The organism is Deinococcus detaillensis, from assembly GCF_007280555.1.
Taxonomy (GTDB): Bacteria; Deinococcota; Deinococci; order Deinococcales; family Deinococcaceae; genus Deinococcus; species Deinococcus detaillensis.
On record NZ_VKDB01000068.1, the window covers coordinates 1 to 2553 of the forward strand.

Annotated in this window: 4 protein-coding genes; all 4 read right to left on the bottom strand. The window is 56.6% G+C overall.

Annotation, left to right across the window (positions count from 1 at the left end; all coding sequences use genetic code 11):
• Positions 1–116 precede the first annotated feature (116 nt).
• Positions 117–620 (bottom strand): transposase, encoded by a 504-nt coding sequence (locus FNU79_RS18765; protein ID WP_143722313.1) that lies wholly within the window; start codon positions 618–620, stop codon positions 117–119.
• 2 nt (positions 621–622) lie between these two features.
• The gene (locus FNU79_RS18770; RefSeq protein ID WP_225430208.1) at positions 623–1084 is read right to left on the bottom strand and encodes a winged helix-turn-helix domain-containing protein; all 462 of its coding nucleotides are present in this window, start codon (positions 1082–1084) and stop codon (positions 623–625) included.
• On the bottom strand, positions 972–1925 hold the full coding sequence (locus tag FNU79_RS19600) for a YncE family protein (RefSeq protein ID WP_225430206.1): 954 nt from the start codon (positions 1923–1925) through the stop codon (positions 972–974). Before FNU79_RS19600 ends, FNU79_RS18770 begins: the two co-directional genes overlap by 113 nt.
• A 101-nt stretch (positions 1926–2026) precedes the next feature.
• Positions 2027–2473 (bottom strand): hypothetical protein, encoded by a 447-nt coding sequence (locus FNU79_RS18775; protein WP_143722315.1) that lies wholly within the window; start codon positions 2471–2473, stop codon positions 2027–2029.
• Between the last annotated feature and the right edge of the window lie 80 nt (positions 2474–2553).

The window sequence follows — 2553 nt, forward strand, 5'->3', positions numbered from 1 at the left end:
CGTGAAATGATTCAAGTCCCACTGGACTTTATTGAGCGCCTCGCAGACGCACTTTGCTACGCCGCCTGACAGTATCCAATGGCCAAAGTCGAGCTTAAGTACAGCAAGATAAGTCTTTAGATGAACCTCGCACTGATGGCATTGAGAGCCACTCGTAAAGCGGCCTCCAGCTCAGCTAAGCTGTTGTACGAGAGGCGGGGCATCAAAAAGCCTTTGATCTGCTTCCACACCCCTTCAATCAGATTCAGGAAGGGAGCATAGGGGGGCAAGTACCGGAGGTACAGACCTTGCGCCTCCCATTCGACCCGTTTCTCCTGAACGGCCTTGCCCCGATGAAACGCGGTGTTATCCAGCACGATGACTGTGAGCCGTTCCGGCTCACACTGCTCTGCCAGCGTATCCAGATACGCCATCACCTGGGCTTGCGTGCAACTGCCCGTCAGGGCACGAACCTCCAGCTGCGGAAGTTCACCCTGGAACGAGTAGGTTCCGATGAGATTGAGACGGCCTTGTGATCCCCATCGGGTCGGGATTCGAAACTGCTGACCGGAACCCCGTTTAAACCACGTCGAGGCAACCGACAACATCAGTGAGAACCCTGACTGATCCAGATATTTCAAGCTTAATTTGCCGTCCAGTGCCCTCTTTTTAAGGTGTCCAGAGACGCCCGATGCTGTTGTTCCACTTGAGGGTCAAGCGGCTTACCCGGCGCATACCGTGCCCGTCTCCAGCTGTAACCCAGTGCGGACAGGTGCTGACGAACCGTCTGCGGGGTGATCTGGAGCTTGAACGCCTCCCCCAGCACCTCAATCCATTGAGCAGCAGTCCAGAGACGGTCTTCATCGAGTTTGCCCATCAACACCGCTTCGTGGACAGGAAGGACCTTGACTGGCCGACCTGACCGCAGGGCATCGGCGATGCCCTGCACACCGTGCTGTTCAAAGCGAGTCAGGGCGTTGTGGATGCTCTGCTCAGTCCGGGCGAAATGGATGGCGAGCCGAGAGGCAGTCCAACCCTCTCGGTGGAGGCGCAGCAGACTCGCCCGCAGGCGTACTTTTGGATGAACCCCGGCTCCAAGTTCCAGCGCTTGGAGTTGGGCTGCGTCTTCGGCACTGATCATAATCTGGCGGCTTGGTCTTCCCATTTCTCAAAAATATAATCTTGTTGTACTTGGCAACGAGCTTGCGGGCGGCAAAGTTCAGCACGCTGACGCTGCCTTCATCGCGGTTAGAAATAAACAGGCGGGTGGCGTCGCGGCTGGGATACAAGCCGTGTGCGCCTTTGCCCGTGGCAATGAAGCCCATTTTCCTGGGAACAGGGCCAGAACCGTCAATAACGTGCAAACCATTTGCCATCATGTCGGCCACGTAATACACCTTGCCGTCCGGCGCGATTCGCACGTCCTGCGGCATTCCGCCGACGTTCAGCTTACCCGTGACTGTTCGGGAAGGCAGATCAATTTTGAGCAGGTCGCCGCTGAACTCGCAGGCAGCCAATACCTGCTTTCTATCCGGACTGAAGTCCATGTGGTTGAGGCCCCGACACGGCACCGCGATGGAAAATGCCGTCGTCATCGTTTTGACCGCCAAGAAGTTCAAGCGGGCCTGATTCTCGGCAACTACCATTGCGTACTTGCCGTCGGGGGTAAAATACAGATTGTAGGGGTCAGGGGTGGGAATTGGCTGACTGGGCTTACCAGTGCGCGGATCAATTGGCGTCAGAGACTGCCTGCCTTTGTCGCTGGCCACATATAGGGTTTTGAGATCGTGTGAAGCCACCACATGCTGCGGCTCAGGGTCTACTCGAAAGGTAGAAAGGACTTTGAAGGTCTTGGGGTCAATCACGCTGACGCTGCTGTCTAAGCCGTTGGGGACGTAGACGCGGGCAGGAATGCCAGGAATGCCTTTTACGGCAGGGCTAAGCATTCCTGCAGCAGTGTGGGCGTAAAGGTTGAGTGCCGAAGAGGAGCCCAGCAGCGTTAAGCTGAACAAGGCTGCTGCTGGCCGCAGGGACTTCAATTGACTGGCTAAGTCAGGTGGGCTTTGGCTTCTTGAAGTTTATGGCGTTTAATGGCTGAGTGCAGCGTTTGTAGCGGCGTACCGGCGGGCAAGTTGAGCGAGGCGACATTCAGCGCGTAGTAATCAATGTAGATATCATGGTGGCCTTTGGAGCAAATCGCGCTGTATCCAGCCCGTTTGGCTTCGTTGGTGGCCGCTTGTCCGCCTGCAAGCTTGAGGTTTCCAGCAGAGACAGCCGCGAGCGAAGTGGTTCCCCGCGGTAGATCAAAGACCAGCCACCTGCCGCTGAGACTGCTGGGCATTTGATCCCAGAAGATGATGGCATAGCTCTTGGTGCCCTTGGGTGGCGTGCCACTGAACTTGAGAACGGGCGTGTTGGCCGAGCTGCACTGAAGCGCTGGGTCGCTACCCGATAGGGAAACCTTAAACGGAGCAGCGGTAATGCTCCAGGAAATCCTTCAAGCGGCGTTGCGAGCCTTTGCCGTCTCAACCAGCTTAGCCCAGGGACAGACATAACCCAAGGTGGAATGCAGCC